The sequence below is a fragment of the Borreliella americana genome (assembly GCF_021043605.1).
GTDB classification, from domain to species: domain Bacteria; phylum Spirochaetota; class Spirochaetia; order Borreliales; family Borreliaceae; genus Borreliella; species Borreliella americana.
The window spans coordinates 1-13,742 of record NZ_JAJNFB010000012.1 but is presented as its reverse complement, the minus strand read 5'-3'; the positions used below and the strand labels follow the sequence as shown (position 1 = coordinate 13,742).

General features: G+C 28.1%; 14 protein-coding genes. 11 read left to right on the top strand and 3 right to left on the bottom strand.

Features of this window, described 5'->3' with window-relative positions:
* Nucleotides 1-40: 40 nt before the first annotated feature.
* The 8 genes from LRB30_RS04115 (at nucleotide 41) to LRB30_RS04080 (ending at nucleotide 7,054) form a co-directional block, all read left to right on the top strand.
* Entirely contained in the window at nucleotides 41-2,047 is a 2,007-nt protein-coding gene (locus tag LRB30_RS04115; RefSeq protein WP_231013633.1) for a hypothetical protein, read from the top strand.
* 32 nt (nucleotides 2,048-2,079) lie between these two features.
* Complete coding sequence (gene ychF, locus LRB30_RS04110; RefSeq protein ID WP_231013634.1) at nucleotides 2,080-3,186, top strand: redox-regulated ATPase YchF; 1,107 nt, start codon at nucleotides 2,080-2,082, stop codon at nucleotides 3,184-3,186.
* Between the two features lie 17 nt (nucleotides 3,187-3,203).
* Nucleotides 3,204-4,037 (top strand): hypothetical protein, encoded by an 834-nt coding sequence (locus LRB30_RS04105; protein ID WP_231013635.1) that lies wholly within the window; start codon nucleotides 3,204-3,206, stop codon nucleotides 4,035-4,037.
* A 79-nt stretch (nucleotides 4,038-4,116) separates the two neighbouring features.
* Complete coding sequence (gene rpsT, locus LRB30_RS04100; protein ID WP_002556832.1) at nucleotides 4,117-4,374, top strand: 30S ribosomal protein S20; 258 nt, start codon at nucleotides 4,117-4,119, stop codon at nucleotides 4,372-4,374.
* A 12-nt stretch (nucleotides 4,375-4,386) separates the two neighbouring features.
* On the top strand, nucleotides 4,387-4,713 hold the full coding sequence (locus LRB30_RS04095; RefSeq protein WP_231013636.1) for an HU family DNA-binding protein: 327 nt from the start codon (nucleotides 4,387-4,389) through the stop codon (nucleotides 4,711-4,713).
* On the top strand, nucleotides 4,714-5,121 hold the full coding sequence (locus tag LRB30_RS04090; RefSeq protein ID WP_002656070.1) for a bactofilin family protein: 408 nt from the start codon (nucleotides 4,714-4,716) through the stop codon (nucleotides 5,119-5,121).
* 79 nt (nucleotides 5,122-5,200) lie between these two features.
* The gene (rho, locus tag LRB30_RS04085; RefSeq protein ID WP_231019731.1) at nucleotides 5,201-6,748 is read left to right on the top strand and encodes a transcription termination factor Rho; all 1,548 of its coding nucleotides are present in this window, start codon (nucleotides 5,201-5,203) and stop codon (nucleotides 6,746-6,748) included.
* Nucleotides 6,749-6,808: 60 nt separating this feature from the next.
* Complete coding sequence (locus tag LRB30_RS04080) at nucleotides 6,809-7,054, top strand: type B 50S ribosomal protein L31 (RefSeq protein WP_151551523.1); 246 nt, start codon at nucleotides 6,809-6,811, stop codon at nucleotides 7,052-7,054.
* Nucleotides 7,055-7,087: 33 nt separating this feature from the next.
* Here the strand turns inward: LRB30_RS04080 and LRB30_RS04075 are convergent, their stop codons facing one another.
* Together LRB30_RS04075 and LRB30_RS04070 are read right to left on the bottom strand one after the other, a co-directional pair.
* Nucleotides 7,088-10,003: an insulinase family protein gene (locus LRB30_RS04075; protein ID WP_231019729.1), complete on the bottom strand. Its 2,916-nt coding sequence runs from the start codon at nucleotides 10,001-10,003 to the stop codon at nucleotides 7,088-7,090.
* 15 nt (nucleotides 10,004-10,018) lie between these two features.
* Nucleotides 10,019-10,726, bottom strand: coding sequence for a hypothetical protein (locus LRB30_RS04070; protein WP_231013641.1), 708 nt, complete (start codon nucleotides 10,724-10,726; stop codon nucleotides 10,019-10,021).
* 129 nt (nucleotides 10,727-10,855) lie between these two features.
* On the opposite strand from LRB30_RS04070, the gene serS reads away from it, so the two are divergent.
* Nucleotides 10,856-12,133 (top strand): serine--tRNA ligase, encoded by a 1,278-nt coding sequence (serS, locus tag LRB30_RS04065; protein WP_231013643.1) that lies wholly within the window; start codon nucleotides 10,856-10,858, stop codon nucleotides 12,131-12,133.
* Here serS and dusA read toward each other — a convergent pair.
* Complete coding sequence (gene dusA / locus LRB30_RS04060; RefSeq protein ID WP_231013644.1) at nucleotides 12,123-13,130, bottom strand: tRNA dihydrouridine(20/20a) synthase DusA; 1,008 nt, start codon at nucleotides 13,128-13,130, stop codon at nucleotides 12,123-12,125. The two genes, serS and dusA, sit on opposite strands and share 11 nt — an antisense overlap.
* Nucleotides 13,131-13,199: 69 nt before the next feature.
* Here dusA and LRB30_RS04055 point away from each other — a divergent pair, with 69 nt between their 5' ends.
* Together LRB30_RS04055 and LRB30_RS04050 are read left to right on the top strand one after the other, a co-directional pair.
* Nucleotides 13,200-13,475 (top strand): SIMPL domain-containing protein, encoded by a 276-nt coding sequence (locus tag LRB30_RS04055; RefSeq protein WP_231019728.1) that lies wholly within the window; start codon nucleotides 13,200-13,202, stop codon nucleotides 13,473-13,475.
* A gap of 19 nt (nucleotides 13,476-13,494) precedes the next feature.
* On the top strand, nucleotides 13,495-13,742 hold a 248-nt coding region (locus tag LRB30_RS04050; RefSeq protein WP_231019715.1), incomplete at its 3' end, for an SIMPL domain-containing protein.

Below are 13,742 nucleotides of genomic sequence, written 5' to 3'. Positions count from 1 at the left end.
TTTATAGCTTATAATAGGTATTTAAAGAGTAAAGGGGATTATGTTAATTTTTGCTTTTATTGGTTTGTTTTTTTTAAATATTTTTAGTTTGCATGCCCAAGGAATAGTTACTAACAAAGATGCTCAAGAAGAATTTAAATGGGCTCTTAATTCTTATAATAATGGAATTTATGATGATGCTCTTTTATCTTTTAAAAAAATTTTAAGCTTTGATCCTAATAATCTTGATTATCATTTTTGGACTGGCAATGTTTATTATAGACTGGGTTATGTCGAAGAAGCTTTAATGGAGTGGAGAAATTTAAAAGATCAGGGTTATAAGGTTCCCTATCTTAGGCATTTGATTTCTACTATTGAGCAAAGGAGAGGTATTTTTTCAAATTATGAACTTAATTTTAAAAAACTTGTAAAAGTCGCTTCTCTTGATAATTCTATTTATAAAAGGTCACATGGATATCAGATTACATCTTTGAGGGCTGATAAGTATGGTGGATATTATGCTGTTAACTTTGTAGGTAATGAAATATTGTATTTTGATGTTAACAATAATGTTAATACTTTAGTTAAAGATGGTTTTAGTTATTTAAAATCACCTTATGATGTTATTGAAGCTAATAATTTACTTTATGTTACTCTTTATTCAAGTGATGAAATTGGTGTTTATGACAAAGTTCTTGGAGTTAAAAGGAAATCTATTGGGAAAAAGGGCACCAATGATGGCGAACTACTTGCTCCTCAGTATATGGCCATTGATAAGAGAAATTACATTTATGTAAGCGAATGGGGAAATAAAAGAGTAAGTAAATTTGGACTTGGGGGTGATTTTATTTTGCATTTTGGTTCTAGGGCTTCAGGCTATAAGGGCCTTTTAGGTCCTACGGGTGTTACTTATTTGAATGAAAACATTTATGTTGCAGATTCTCTGAGAAATGCCATTGAAGTTTTTGATACTAGTGGTAATCATTTATATTCAGTTTTTACTTCTATTGAGGGAATAGAGGGGCTTAGTAGTGATTTTGTCGGCAACAATGTTATAGTATCCTCAAAGGATGGTGTTTATAAGTATAGTATTGCTAAAAAGACAATTACAAAAATTTTAAAAGCAGATAAAATGAATTCTAAAATTTCTTCATCTATTTTGGATGCTAATAATCAGATTATTGTCTCAGATTTTAATAATGCCAAGGTTTCAATTTACAAGAGCGACTCAAGTCTTTATGACAGTTTAAATGTTGATGTTAGAAGAATAGTTAGGCTTGGGGGGCCTAAAATTTACGTTGAGCTTAATGTTAGTAGTAAAAGCGGATTACCAGTTGTTGGACTTAAAAGTGAAAATTTTTCAATTTCAAATGAAAATTATTACATTGTCAATCCCAAGGTGGCATATAATGTAAATGCTTCAAAAGACATTAATATAGCAGTTGTTTTTGATAAATCTTCTTATATGAAAAAATATGATACAGATCAAATTGTAGGGTTAAATGCCCTAATGGAGTTGTCAAAAAATAAAAACTTTAGTTTTATAAATGCAACAAGTGTGCCTATTATAGATAATATTGATAGCTTGACAAATAGCATTAGAAATACAAGTTCTCTTGGACCCTATAGTACAGATGCTGTAAAAACAGACGTTAGTTTGAAGTTGGCAGGTTCTGGGCTTATGTCAAAAAGCTCAAGAAGAGCAGTAGTTTATTTTAGTGGTGGTATTTTGAATCGTAAAGCTTTTGAAAAGTACTCTTTAGATACAATAGTAAGCTATTATAAAAATAATGACATACGGTTTTATTTAATACTATTTGGCAACGATCCTGTTAATAGTAAGCTGCAGTATTTAGTTAATGAAACAGGTGGTGCTATAATTCCTTTTTCATCTTATGAAGGAGTATCTAAAGTTTATGATTTGATTTTAGAACAAAAAACAGGTACTTATTTGCTGGAATATTATTATCCAGGCCCTCAAGAACCTAATAAATATTTTAATTTATCTGTTGAGGTAAATATAAATCAACAGACAGGAAGAGGAGAGTTCGCATATTTTATTAATTAGATTTCTTTTTAATTTTATTAGAGGTTTAGGTTATGAGACTTAATGCAGGGATTGTGGGGCTTCCCAATGTGGGTAAATCTACTTTATTTTCATCTTTGACATCATCTGATGTTGAGACCGCGAATTATCCTTTTTGTACTATTGAGCCAAATATAGGAATAGTAGAAATTCCTGATGAAAGACTTTTAAAAATCGCAGAGTGCATTGTTCCACGCAAAATTATTCCTGCTGTTATGGAATTTGTAGATATTGCGGGCCTTGTCAAGGGAGCATCAACAGGCGAAGGGCTTGGCAATAAATTTTTGGCTAATATTCGCGAAGTTTCTCTTATTGTTCATGTTGTAAGATGTTTTGAAGAGAAAGAGGTTATTCATATTAATGATGATATTAATCCTGAAAGAGATATAACCACAATTAATATTGAGCTTTGCCTATCTGATCTTGAAACTGTTAAAAAAAGTCTTCAGAAACAAGAGAAAAATGCTAGAAGTGCCGATAAAAAAACTAGTGAATCTTCTAAGGCAATTGTATTAATGCTAAAAAGACTTGAAGACCATTTAAGCAATATGAATCCTGCTGTTGAGTTTAAATTTAATGATTTTGAATACAGTTTTATTAGATCGTTAAATCTTTTGACTTTTAAAAAAGTTTTGTATGTTTGCAATGTTGATGAAAATTCACTTAGTGGTAATAAATATACAGATATTGTAAAAAATATTGCCCTGAAGGAAGGAAATGATTTTTTAATCTTATGTGCCAAAATTGAAGCTGAACTTGCCCAAGTAAAAGATATATCTTATAAAAATGAAATGTTAGAATTATTTGGAATAAATGATAGCAGTCTTGGTAATTTAATTAAAAAAGCCTATTATACTTTGGGTCTTAGAACCTATTTTACAGCAGGTTTGCAAGAAGTTAGAGCCTGGACATTTAAACAGGGCATGAGAGCACCCGAAGCTGCAGGAATAATTCACAGTGATTTTGAGAGGGGTTTTATTAAAGCAGAAGTTTATTCTTGTGATGATTTATTTAAATTTCAAAGCGTTCAAAAACTAAAAGAGAAAGGACTTGTTAGGATTGAGGGTAAAGAATATCTTGTAAGAGATGGAGATGTAATCTTTTTTAAATTTAATGTATAGATTTGTTTTTATATTATATGCGTGATTTATTTTTTGATAATGTAAAATTAATTAGTTTGTTTGTTTTTAATATTGCAATTTGTTTGCTTTATATGTTTTTTTATGACACAATTTTTTTTTACTTTGTTATAGCACTTCTTTTAGTAAATTTTTTTGTAATTTTTATTTATTTAAGATATTTTTGTTCTATCTCGTTTAAGGGATCTAAGATTTATTATAAGGGCATTTTTTTAGGTTATAATTTTGATTTTGATGATATTATTTCGTTTGAAAAAAGATTATCAGACAATGTTTTGATTTTGCAATTAAAGAATAAAAAAAAGATTAAGGTTTGTTTTTGGATAGGTAATGGTTCAAGTGAATTATTCAAAGAGCTTAAAATTAAGAGAAAAGATCTATTTGTTCCAAAATTGGAAAATTTCCCAATAAGATATTATTTGTCCTGTACGTATCTTTGTATGTTTTTAGCTCGCATTATGATTGGTTTATTTGTTTATTACATTTCATTAAGTAATATATTTATTTTTTTATTTATTTGTTTTATTGATATTAAAGTTTTGTTGGGGGATTTTTCAGTTATTAGCAACATAGTGTTGTTTTACGAGTTTAGGAAAGATTCAATCTGTGAAAGAAAGATTTTTAAAAGTGAAATTTATTTTTATAAATTTTTTGAAAAAGTTTTTATTTCTAGAGAATTTGAATTTGACAATAAAAATTATTTATGCTTTTTATATAAAGGAAATCATCAGACAAAAAAAGTATATATTTTGAATAAAAAAATTTCTTATTCCATGCAAAAGATTTTTGAATATATTAATAAAAACTATTGTGCTAATATTGCACTGAATTAACTTAAAGCTTTGATTGACTATATTAAAATTAGTTGATATATTAAAGCTATTGTTTAATAATATTATTAAGGAGTATAACTTGAGAAAAAATGCATCTGCATTGAAGCGCTCTCGTCAAAATTTAAAAAGAAAGATTAGAAATGTAAGTGTCAAAAGTGAATTAAAAACAATAGAAAAACGCTGTATCAATATGATAAAAGCGGGCAAGAAAGACGAAGCTATTGAATTTTTTAAATTTGTTGCAAAAAAACTAGACACTGCTGCTAGAAAGCGAATAATTCATAAAAACAAGGCTGCTAGAAAAAAATCTCGTTTAAATGTTTTGCTATTAAAGTAGGGAAATTGGTTTATGTCTTTTTCAAGAAGACCAAAGGTTACTAAGTCAGACATTGTTGATCAAATATCTTTGAATATTAGAAATAATAATCTTAAATTAGAAAAAAAATACATAAGACTTGTAATAGATGCTTTTTTCGAAGAGCTTAAAAGTAATCTTTGTTCGAATAATGTTATTGAGTTTAGATCTTTTGGTACATTTGAAGTTAGAAAAAGAAAGGGACGCTTAAATGCTCGTAATCCTCAAACAGGGGAATATGTTAAGGTCCTAGACCATCATGTTGCGTATTTTCGTCCAGGCAGAGATTTGAAAGAGAGAGTGTGGGGTATTAAAGGTTAAATGCCGGTTAATATTGTAGATTCTTATAAATGGGATTGTAAGCTGGACTCTAGTTTAACTTTTAGAGGAAAATTAAAATTTGAAGGAACTTTGTATCTTGATTCTTCTTTTGAGGGTGAAATATCTTCAAAAGGAGGGGTGCTTTTTATTGGTAAGAATAGTAAGGTTATTACCAATGTGGTAATTTGTGATACATTAATAGTAGAAGGAATTTTGAAGGGTAATGTAAACGCTGCTAGTAAAGTTTATTTAAACAGCGGTTGTAAAATATATGGAGATGTAAAAACAAAAAAGATATTTATTAATGATAATATAATTTTTGATGGCAAGTGTGAAATGATAAAGTCTAATGAAATTGTAGATTTATTTTCTTTCACTGTTTCACAAATAAAAGATACTTTGCAATAGGGTCAGTGTTTTTTATTAGTTAATAATAAGTAGATTTTTATAAAATCCTTTCTTAAAAATTTAATTCGTAGAGGAAAATATGGATAAAAAAAATGGTGGATTTGATTTAGAAAGTGAAATAAGGCGGTTGGATATTTCTAAAGAGTTTAAGATTGAAGATAATTTGAAAAAAAAAGTAGTTAAAGTTGTTGCTAAAAAGGATTCTGCATCTAGCGTGAAAAAATCTGCAGATTCAAGTAGCGTAAAGGATTCAAACGGTGTAGTATTTCCTGAGTTTGATTATGATATTCCTTCTTCAGGTTTAGAAAATAATATTAAAACTTTAGAGCAAAGTAATATCATCAAGTTTTTTAATGGTAAAGATTATGTAGAAATTGAAAAACTTTATGATAAGCCAATTACAGAGGTTAGAAAAATTGTTGAGGGCCTTGGAACCAATCATACTATTGCTGTAACAATGAAAAAAACAGAATTAATATTTTTATTGGTAAAAATATTAAGTGAGAATGATATTAATGTTTTATTTACAGGTGTGCTTGATGTGCTTAGTGATGGTTATGGGTTTTTGAGAACCGCATCAAATTCTTATCTTTCTGGAGGCAATGATGTTTACGTTTCTCCTTCTCAGATTAGACTTTTTAATTTAAGGACGGGCGATATTTTATATGGCCAAATTAGATCTCCTAGAGATGGTGAGAGATTTTTTGCAATGGTTAAAATTAAATCTATTAACGATCAAGATCCTACGTTTGCTCAAAACAGAATACCTTTTGATAATTTAACTCCTCTTTATCCTAATATGAAATTGAATCTTGAATATGAAAATTGCAATATTTCTACAAGGCTTATTAATCTTTTTTCACCTATAGGTAAGGGGCAAAGGGCTTTAATAGTTTCTCCTCCAAAAGCGGGAAAGACTACCTTGCTTCAGAAAATAGCTAATGCAATAACTACTAATTATTCAGATGTTATTTTAATGATATTGCTTATTGATGAGAGACCAGAAGAAGTTACAGATATGATTCGTAGCGTTAAAGGTGAAGTAATTGCATCTAATTTTGATGAGCAGGCCAGTAGACATGTTCAGGTAGCAGAGATGGTTATTGAAAAGGCAAAAAGGCTTGTTGAAAACAAAAAAGATGTTGTTATTTTGCTTGATTCTATTACAAGGCTTGCAAGGGCATATAATCAAACGATGCCAACTTCTGGTAAAATTTTATCGGGTGGAGTAGATTCTAATGCTCTTCATAAGCCAAAGAGATTTTTTGGATCTGCTAGAAATATAGAAGAAGGGGGAAGTTTGACCATTATAGCTACTGCTTTGGTTGATACTGGCAGCAAAATGGATGAAGTTATTTTTGAAGAATTTAAAAGTACCGGTAATATGGAATTAATTCTTGATAGGAGTTTAGCAGACAGAAGACTTTTCCCCGCTATTAATATTAAAAAGTCAGGTACCAGAAAAGAAGAATTACTTCTTAGTGAAGAGGAACGTTCTAAGATTTTGCTTATTAGAAGAATACTTGGGGGCGTTGATGATTATGAGGGAGTTGAGGTTCTGATAGAAAAGATGAAAAAAAGCAAAAACAATGAGATTTTCTTAAAGACAATGAGCAACGGCAATTAAATAAATTGACATTATTTCTAATGTAAATTAAACTTTATTGAAGATTAAGAGGAAGGTTTTATGAGAAAAGATATACATCCTAAAAATAATTTAGTGGTATTTAAAGACGGGTCAAATGGAGCAATGTTTTTAACCAGGTCTACTTTGAATTCAAAGGAAACTATTAAATATATTGATGGAAAGGAATATCCATTGATTACTGTGGAGATTACAAGCAAGTCTCATCCTTTTTATACTGGCCAACAAAAGTTTGTTGATGCAGCAGGAAGAATTGATAAATTTAATAAAAGATATAAAAAGTCCTGAAAATTGGCTTTTTTATGAAATTTTGAGAAAATATTAATAAATTTTTTTTACGCTATATTCTTTTCCTATTAATTTTTCTAGATTGTTTTTTTCTTCTTCGTATTTTTGGTTATTTACTAAGGATGCAATGCTATTATGGTGTCTTATTTGTGTTAAAATATTTGTTGATATTTCTTTAATATCTTGCGGTGTAATTGTAAAGTAGGCATTTCGAATATCTTGTCTTAAGCTATCACTAATATTTAGAATTTTTCTTCTATAGCTTTGCAAAGCTTCTGTAGCTTTAGTTTTTACATAAATGTTAGTTCCTATTAAGCCTATCAAATATGTATAAATCTCTTCATCTGTCATTTTATTATTAGCTAGTTCTTCTAAAGAGTTTTCGAAAGCCTGGTATGTTTTAGTGAAGTTGGGATCTCTGTAGGACGTAAAAGAGAAGATTCCATTAGCGATTGATGCACTTGCTCCGTATGCACCTCCTATTACCCTTATTTTTTCCCAAAAAATTCCACTTCTTAATATATGCTCTAGAAAATTTGCTTTTGGATAATTCTCATCGTTGATTTTGTAGCTGGGGAAACATACAGCATTAAAAGCTACTTTTGATTGGATAATTATTATTTCTCTTAATGCCTTGTTATTTGTATCAAGATTGAGCAACCTATCGTAATGATTACCCTCTTTTAGGGCTTCTTTTAGATTTAAAAATTCACTTTCTAAATTTTTAAGAATATCATCAGTATTCCCCATTATTAGTACAGATAAATTGTTTTTTAAAATTATCTTATTTTTTAAATTGTCTAATTTATTTGCGATTTCTTTTAAAGATTCCGTATCGGTTTTTGCTTTTTGCCAAAATTCTCTACCCGTTATTCCATTTTGCAATTCTTTTAAATACTCATTTAATTTTAGTTTTGATTTGGCTCTTAACATTGCTAAAAGATGTCCCTTGGGGATTAATAAGGATTTAAAATCATTTTTCAAGCTTAGTGTTATTTCTTTTAATCTCTCATAATCATGAAAGTTGATATTAATTAAAATTTCTTTTATCAGCTCAAACGATTCTTTAACTTTATTGTTAAAAGACTTAAAGCTAATATTAAATGAATTTAAAATATTTCCATCAATATCTTCGTCGTAACTTTCAGACATATTTATTTGTCCCAAAGTATTTTGGATTTTATTGTTAATGTCTATGTAAGAATAATTTTTTGTAGATAAATCTTGAAGAGCTCTTTTGAATAAAGATAGGTATATATAATCTTCTTTTTCTAAAAAATTTAGTTTAAAAAATAAATTTACATTAAAAATATTGTTACTCTTAAATTTAAAAGAATGTAGATTTAGCTCTTTTATTTCATCAAGATTCAAACTTTTTTCTATTTGTTTTGGCAAATCTTCTATTTTTAGTAAGGGAAGTTTTGCTATATCTGCTTTAGAGTCTTTTTTATTTTGGTATTTTTTAAACTGATTATAGTCTTTTTTAAATTGTAAAAATTCTTCCGGATTTTGTTTAATTTCAATTTCTTTTGCCATTAATTTTTTTTCAATTTCTTCTTCCATTTCCTTTTCTGTATCGTGTGATGGGATAAAGCTTATTAATGTATAATGATTATTAAATATTAGATATTTTTCAATTAAATTTTCAAAGTAATAAATTCCTTTTTTCAATTTGTTTGTAATTTCATTTATATAGTAGCTTGTTTGTAATGTTTTGATTGGATGCAGGCCATTTAACCAACCTTTGAAACTTTTTATCATTAAAGCGATAGGGAAATTTTGCCCTTTTTCTTCTTTTAAGGCAAATTCGTAGCCAAAAAGAATTCCTTTTATTAATTCTTTTGGAATTTTATTTTTTACTAAATTTTTAAGCTCGCTGAAAACCAAATTTTTAAATTCTTTTTCTTTGTTTTCGACAACATTTTGGAGTCCAAATGAGAAAATAGATTCTTTTAAATCTGTATTTATTCCGCTAATATGGGCTATGTCTTCGCCTATCCCACTTTTTAAGATATTGATTGTGAATGAACAAGAATCGTCTAAGAGTATTTCTGAGAGAATTTCAAGACCAATGCTGTCTTCAATATTGCTAATTTCTGTGCAAAGCCAATTTATTGTGTATACCCCGAGAGAATTATCGTTTTCTTTAGGAATTTTGTATGTTAATTTTTTCCCCTTTTCCCATCTTTTAACGTTTTCTATGTCAACATTAACGTTGCTTTTTTCTTTTTTATAAGGCCTTATTATGTATTTTTCAATGAAATTTAGATTTTTTTCAGTTTGAGTGTTTCCGCATAAAAATATTTTACAGTTTTCAAGTATATAATATTTTTTATAAAAATCTAAAAAACTTTCATAGGTGAGATCAATAATATTTGTTGGAATTCCGCCTGAATCGTATTTATATACTCCCTCCTCAAAAAGAGAGCTACTTGCTATTTCGTTTATTAGAGAATTTTTATTTGAATAGCTACCCTTCATTTCATTAAAGACAATTCCAGATACTTTAAAATCTTTTGGATTTATATTGTATCCTTCTTGCATAAATGATTCTTTTTTAAGCAATGGATTAAATATAGAATCGGCATAGATATTAAATAAATTAAAATAGTCTTTTTCAATTGTTGATGCTGCTGGGTAGATGGTTTTGTCTGGGAATGTCATTGCATTTAAAAATGTGTTTAGACTTCCTTTTAATAGATAAAGAAATGGATCTTTTATTTTATATTTGTTAGAGCCGCAAAAAATTGTGTGCTCTAAAACATGTGCAATCCCAGTATTGTTTGAAGGTATTGTCTTGAAAGCTATGCAAAATGCATTTTCTTTAAAAGAATCACTTTTTAAGTGAAATACTTCAAGACCGCTGTCATGTTTAAAATAATATCCCTCTGCATCATATTCTTCTAAATAAGTTTTTGAAATTAGTTTGAAGATTTTTTTCTTTTTCATTTATATCTTTAATCCTTATTTTACAAATTGTGCTATTTCACTCTCATTAAATTCAAATATGTTTGATAACTCCTCTGTGTCGTCGTCTAGTTTAAATGTGTATTCAGGGAATTTGATAATAATTTTTTTGTTTTCAAAGTAAATTACTGCTTGTTGTAAATCAAATAATAATTCGTTAGGTAAAATTTTTTCTTTAATTTTTTTTATAAAAAATGGGAATGCTTCATCTGTTTTAATTATGTCGTCAATATTGTGAATATAATTTCCTTTATCTTGAATGTAATAGCTTCTGTAATTTGTAATAGGGCTGTCATTGATTTCTTGAGTTGCAATAAGTATTATTGTATAAATATTGTGCCCATGGTAAATTTCATAGTCTATTTTTAAGCTGAATTTTTTATTCTCAGGTTTAAGCTCTTTACTAACAATGTCAAGCCTTGCTACAATTTGACTCACATATTCATTAATCTCATTATTCAATTCTTCAAGATTTCCTTTTTCTTCTCCCTCAATTATTAATTTGGGTATTCTAATATTGTATTCATAAAATTGTGATTCTTCTTTTGAGCTTCTTGAAGTTATTATTAAAGAATTCATTTTGTTGTTATTTAAGCTAATATCTTTAAAATTGATCTTGTTTAATTTTTTTGTACATCCGTTAAAAATCATTAATGTAGATATTAACATAAAAGTTATTTTTGTTGTTTTTCTTGGATTTAGCATGCGATGATTTCTCCCTGCAATATTTATTCTAATCCTGTTATAAGATATTATATAATAACCTTGATATGAATTAATATTATTTGTAATTTTGTTTAAAAATTTTACTTAAAACATATCTTAGGAGATAGGATGCTTGATCTGAAATTTGTTAGAGATAACCTTGATCTTGTTAAGAGAAGTATTAAAGCAAGAGGCCTTGTTTTAGATATTGATAAGTTAATTTATCTTGATGATAAAAGAAAAAAAATAATTACCAAAATTGGCGAACTTAATGCAAAAAGAAATGAAAATTCTTCTAAAATGCGAGAAAATCCTGATAAGGTTTTAAAAACCTCTTTAATAGAAGCCGGAAAGATTTTAAAAAAACAGCTTATTGATCTAGAAGAAGAGCTTGAAAGAGTATCTGTTGCTTTTGACCTTGAAAATAAGCAGGTACCCAATATTTTGTCACCTGATGTGCCTATTGGTAGTAGCGAAGAAGATAATTTTGAAATAAAAAAAGTTGGAGTTGCTACAAAGTTTGATTTTAAGCCAAAAGATCATTTAGAGCTTGGCAGAGATTTAGATCTTCTAGATTTTGACAGAGCACGCGAGATTAGCGGGAGTAAATTTTATTATCTTAAAAATGAAGCGGTTTTTTTAGAAATTGCTCTGATTAATTTTTCTTTAAATAAATTAAGAGAAAAGGGTTTTGATGTTTTTATTACTCCTGATGTTGCAAGAGAGTTTATAGTTGATGGAATTGGTTTTAATCCTCGTGGCAACGAAAGCAATATTTATAAGATTGAAGATACAGATAAATATCTTGTGGGCACTTCTGAAATTACGCTTGGTGGTTTTTATTATAATAAAATAATAGATCTCACTTTGCCAATAAGAATGGCAGGGTTTTCACATTGTTTTCGAAAAGAAGCTGGAGCATATGGTCAGCTTTCAAAAGGTCTGTATAGAGTTCATCAGTTTAGCAAGGTGGAGATGTTTTGTTTTTGCAAAGCAGAAGAATCCGAAGTTATTCATGATGAATTTTTGAGCATTCAAGAGCAAATTTTTACTGAACTTGAAATTCCTTATAGGGTTTTAAATATTTGTTCTTTTGATCTTGGTTCTCCAGCCTATAAAAAATATGATATTGAAGCTTGGATGCCTGGAAGAGATGGGGAAGGTGGTTATGGGGAGGTTACTTCAACTTCAAATTGTACAGATTATCAAGCAAGAAGGCTTAAGATTAGATATAAAGATCAAGATGGACAAAATAAATTTGCACACATGGTAAATGGAACGGCAATAGCCACAACAAGGGTTATTATTTCCATACTTGAAAACTTTCAAGATCAAAAGGGAGGAATTAGAATTCCTAAAAGTTTGGTTAAGTATACAGGCTTTGATTATATTCCTTTTAAGAATTAGAATTTAGTATTTTTTCTGGCAATGTTTCTATAGCTTTTAGCAATATTTCATGTTTTTTTAAGTTTTTTGGAAATGGTGCTGTTAAGTTTTGTCTAAATTTCTTAGTTCCTTCTTTGGAAAATACTATTCCCATGAGATGCTTTAATAATATATTTATCGACAAATAATTTTCGTATTCTTTAATGTATTCTACCATTTGCATCAATATATCTTTTCTTGTAAGAATTTCATCAGTTTCGTTTAAAAATTCTCTTGAGGCTTTTGCAATAAAGTATGGATTTTCAAACGCACTTCTTCCAATCATGACAGAATCAACAAAAGATAAGTGTTTTTTAATTTGATCTGAGTTATTGATTCCTCCATTTATCTCAATAAACAAATTTTTATTCTCTTTTTTTAGCTTATATACAAATTCATGTCTTAATTTTGGAATATTCCTATTATTTTTAGGAGAAAATCCTTTTAATATTGCAATTCTTGCGTGTACAATGAAGTTTTTGATACCAAAATCTGAGATTATTTTGACAAAGCTTTTTACCTCAGAATAACTCTCATTTTTGTAATCACTAGATAAAGGCCTTATACCCAACCTATGTTTAATTGAAATAGGCTTATTTGTATTTTCTTTCATCGTTTTTAAAATTTCACCTACTTGATTAGCATTGCTCATGAGACAAGCTCCGCAATTTGCATTTTGGATTTTTAGAGATGGGCATCCAACATTAAGATTGTATTCGTCAAAATTAAAGTGTTTTTCAAGAATTTGAATAGCCTTAAGAGCATCATTTTTTGAGTTTGTTGCTATTTGAATTGCAATTGGAGATTCTAGGGGGTTTTGCTTTACAATTTTTTTTACATCGCCCATAATTATTGACTTTGCAGAAATCATTGGGGTGTATAATGTAACTTTTTTTGATAAAAGTCTTATTAAATATCTAAAATGTTCGTCTGTGATGTTTACCATTGGGGCTATTGATATTTTCCGATTCATTAACATTACATAATATGTTAGAATAAACGAGCTAATTTAACAATTATTTGTTCTTTTTTTAGGAGGAATTGTTATATGTCTGAAAGAAAAGATTTATTTTTTTTAATACTTTTCCTGTCATTATCAATTAGAATTTCTTGCAGAATAAAAAAAATTGGCATTAAAAATGGCAATTATATTAAGGCTATAGGCATAGGCGAAAAAGAAATCCTTTTGGCATTTTTGAGTTGGAATTTGCAGTACGATTTGAATAGTGATTCAATTAATGACCGTATTAAAGTAAATAATTTAAATTTATTTAAGATTGAAACTTTTTTATTAAATATGTATTTATGTTTCTTTAATTGCTAATACAATTGATATTGAAAAAATGAAAACACTAGAAAAAAATATTATTGAGTTTTATAATCATCACTTGTCAATTGGCAGTAATAAAGATTTAAGATATTTAAATAAAATTAATGATATAAATCCTCAAATTTTAGCGGGTTCAATAAGAAATGCAGAACTCTCGGCTTTAGAATTTGCGAAACATTTTAGTTCTAAATTAGATAAAATTAAAAATGTAAATCAAAAATACTTAAAATTTTTTCTAGTTGATAGAAAATTTGGCAACCA

Coding starts and splice junctions, on each gene's coding strand:
- LRB30_RS04090 (WP_002656070.1), top strand. CDS start 4,714: ATGCCGGTTAATATTGTAGATTCTTATAAATGGGATTGTAAGCTGGAC.
- LRB30_RS04080 (WP_151551523.1), top strand. CDS start 6,809: ATGAGAAAAGATATACATCCTAAAAATAATTTAGTGGTATTTAAAGAC.
- LRB30_RS04075 (WP_231019729.1), bottom strand. CDS start 10,003: ATGAAAAAGAAAAAAATCTTCAAACTAATTTCAAAAACTTATTTAGAA.
- rho (WP_231019731.1), top strand. CDS start 5,201: ATGGATAAAAAAAATGGTGGATTTGATTTAGAAAGTGAAATAAGGCGG.
- LRB30_RS04055 (WP_231019728.1), top strand. CDS start 13,200: ATGTCTGAAAGAAAAGATTTATTTTTTTTAATACTTTTCCTGTCATTA.
- serS (WP_231013643.1), top strand. CDS start 10,856: ATGCTTGATCTGAAATTTGTTAGAGATAACCTTGATCTTGTTAAGAGA.
- LRB30_RS04105 (WP_231013635.1), top strand. CDS start 3,204: ATGCGTGATTTATTTTTTGATAATGTAAAATTAATTAGTTTGTTTGTT.
- dusA (WP_231013644.1), bottom strand. CDS start 13,130: ATGTTAATGAATCGGAAAATATCAATAGCCCCAATGGTAAACATCACA.
- ychF (WP_231013634.1), top strand. CDS start 2,080: ATGAGACTTAATGCAGGGATTGTGGGGCTTCCCAATGTGGGTAAATCT.
- LRB30_RS04095 (WP_231013636.1), top strand. CDS start 4,387: ATGTCTTTTTCAAGAAGACCAAAGGTTACTAAGTCAGACATTGTTGAT.
- LRB30_RS04115 (WP_231013633.1), top strand. CDS start 41: ATGTTAATTTTTGCTTTTATTGGTTTGTTTTTTTTAAATATTTTTAGT.
- LRB30_RS04070 (WP_231013641.1), bottom strand. CDS start 10,726: ATGCTAAATCCAAGAAAAACAACAAAAATAACTTTTATGTTAATATCT.